General features: G+C 72.5%; 2 protein-coding genes. One reads left to right on the forward strand and one right to left on the reverse strand.

The annotated features are described in order from the left end of the window. Window positions 1–1,943, reverse strand: a 1,943-nt coding sequence (locus tag ACLFOB_RS14755; protein WP_410926581.1) for a CocE/NonD family hydrolase, incomplete at its 3' end; no start/stop codon positions are given. A 416-nt stretch (window positions 1,944–2,359) separates the two neighbouring features. Between ACLFOB_RS14755 and ACLFOB_RS14760 the strand changes: the two genes are divergently transcribed. Then, window positions 2,360–2,900: ATP phosphoribosyltransferase regulatory subunit (locus tag ACLFOB_RS14760; RefSeq protein WP_410926582.1), on the forward strand; the 541-nt coding region annotated here is incomplete at its 3' end.

Genomic DNA, 2,900 nt, shown 5'->3' on the forward strand with positions numbered 1-2,900 from the left:
GCCTCGATGCGGAAGTGCGTCGCGTCCGCGGTGAGGCGGGTCCAGGTGGTGCTGGAGACGCGCCAGTCGCCGCGCGAGACGGCGTGGTGCCAGCGCGCTTCGGCGGTGGCGGAGAGCGGATCGCCGGGTGCGATGGTGTAGCTTTCTTCGCCCTCGGCCTGCAGCGTGAGGTCGTGATCGACGAAGCGCAGCGTGCCGATGCCGTCGGTGAGCCGCATCTGCCAGCGGCCGGTGACCGCGTCCTCGGCGATCTCGAAGCAGGGATCGTGCGGCGCGCGCGTCTCGGTTTCGGGGGGTGGCGCGGCCTCGGGCGGGCCGAAGTCCGGCAGGCGGCCGTCCGCCTCCGACCAGGGGCGCAGCGGCAGGTCGAGCGCGCAGCCCGCGGTGTGCAGCGTCAGGCGCACGGGCTCCGGCGCGGGCCAGATCATCGGGAAGTAGCTGGTGGAGACGGCGACGCGCAGCCTGTGGCCTGCGGGGATACGTTGCGCCACGTGCTTCATCGGGACCGGGACGGTGTAGCGGCGTCCGGGTTCGAGCGGTTGGGGGGCGGCGTGGCCGTCGCGGTGGGTCAGGTTCAGCACCCCGAAGCTGACCCGCGTGCCGCGTCCGTCGGGGTGCAGGTCGACAAGGCGCACCGCCACCTGCGCGACGGGGCGGTCGACCTGAAGATCGAGGGTCATCACCGGGTCGCCCGCGAACTCCAGCGCCTCCGCGAGCGGCGCGGTGTCGAAGCAGAGGCTGCCGCCGTCCTCGCGGCGCTGGTCGAGCGGCGCGTCGCCGGGCTTGGCGTAGCCGCACCACTTGCCCGAGGCCATGCCCACGTCGAGCGGCGAGGTGATCGACAGCGTGCCCGCGGGCAGCTCGCCCCCTGCCGCGAGCCGCCCGTCCGCGCCCAGGCGGAAGGCGGTTCGGCTGACGTTGGGCGAAGGCCATGAGGGCTCTGCGATCCAGCGGCCGGGGCGGTGCGTATAGTGGCCGGCGGGCGGCACGCTGTCCTGCATGTAGAGGCGCAGCATCGGCTCGGCCATGATGCCGGTGTCGCGTCCCTTCAGCCAGTGGTCCCACCAGCGCAGCTCTTCGCGCAGGAAGCCGATGGCCGGCCCGGGCTGTCCAATGTGCGGATACTTGTGCGCCCAGGGGCCGACGAGGCCCTTCCGCGGTCCCGTGAGGTTCTCCATCAGGCGGAACACGCTGCGGCAATATCCATCGGCCCAGCCCGAGACGGCGTAGACAGGCACCTCTATCGCCGCCCAGTCCTCGCAGATGCTGCCGTGGCGCCAGAAGGCGTCGCGCCTCTGGTGCGACAGCCAGGTCTTCAGCCACAGCCCGCTGCCCTGCAGCCGCTGCATCCACATCTGCCGCCAGGCCGGCCCCACGTTCGCCGGATCGGGCGGCAGGGTGTTGCGCCCGAACATGACCGAGGCCCAGGAGAGCTGTTCGCCCAGCGGGCAGCCGCCCATGTAGTGGATGTCGTCGGCATAGCGGTCGTCGGTCGAGCAGAGCGTGACGACGGCCTTCAGCGCGGGCGGGCGAAGGGCCGCGATCTGCAGCCCGTTGAACCCGCCCCAGGAGATGCCGATCATGCCCACCTGCCCGTCACACCAGGGCTGATCGGCGATCCAGGCGATGGCGTCGCAGCCGTCCTGCAGCTCCTGCGGCAGGTATTCGTCCTCCATCAGCCCCTCGGAGTCCCCTGCCCCGCGCAGGTCCAGCCGCACCACCGCATAGCCGTGCCCGGCCAGATAGGGCTGCATCGTGGCGTCGCGCAGCACCGTGTGATCGTTCTTGCGGTAGGGGATGTATTCGAGGATCGCGGGAACGGGCGCCTCCTCGGCCCCCTCCGGCATCCAGATGCGCGCTGCAAGGCGCGTGCCGTCCGGCATCGGCACCGTGGTGTGCAAGATCTCGCGCACCTTGTGGGGAAACTCCGTCACGATCCGCATGGCCCGCCTCCGCCGCTCGTCGGCACCCGCGGGCGCCCCCTGTCGCCCGGCACTGAAGCAGTGGAGGGGCCGGGGGACAAGCGGCCTGCGGGCGCGGCGGCGCGACCGGGCGCGGCCCGCCATGCCCGCGCGCTGCACCACGCGTTCGGCCGCCCGGCTGCGCAGGGCGGGCCCGCGCCGTGGCGATACCGCTGCGCCAGTCGGGCAGACCGCGCGGCATCCGTGCGCAGATCCTCCCGGCCTACCGCGCAGACCGACGGCACGCGACCCGGCGCCGCTGCGTGACCGCGCCGACGGGAGCCGCCCTGACATGTTGATCCCGTCCGGCTGCCCGCCCCCGCCACCGGTGCTTCGCTTGCCCCCTGTCGCCCCTTGGGCTAGACGGCGCCGGACCCGACCGCAGGACCGCGCGCGCCATGGCGAAGCCCAAGAAGACACCGCGCCCCAAGGCAGAGACGCCCAAGGGCTTCCGCGACTATTTCGGCGCGGAAGTGACCGAGCGCGCCGAGATGCTCGGGCGCATCGCCGAGGTTTACCGCCGTTACGGCTTCGAGGCGCTGGAAAGCCCTGCGGTCGAGACCCTGGAGGCGCTGGGCAAGTATCTGCCCGACGTGGACCGCCCGCACGCCGGCGTCTTTGCTTGGGCCGAGGACGAGGACGACGGCAAGGGCGACTGGCTGGCGCTGCGCTACGACCTGACAGCGCCGCTCGCCCGCGTCTACGCCCAGCATCGCAACGACCTGCCGACGCCCTATCGCCGCTACGCCATGGGCCCCGTCTGGCGCAACGAGAAGCCGGGACCGGGGCGCTACCGGCAGTTCTACCAGTGCGACGCGGACACCGTGGGCGCGGCCTCCGTCGCGGCAGACGCCGAGATCTGCGCCATGCTGGCCGACACGCTGGAGGCCGTGGGCATCCCGCGCGGGGACTACATCGTGCGGGTGAACAACCGGAAGG

This window comes from Rhodosalinus sp. (assembly GCF_046542825.1).
Taxonomy (GTDB): domain Bacteria; phylum Pseudomonadota; class Alphaproteobacteria; order Rhodobacterales; family Rhodobacteraceae; genus Rhodosalinus.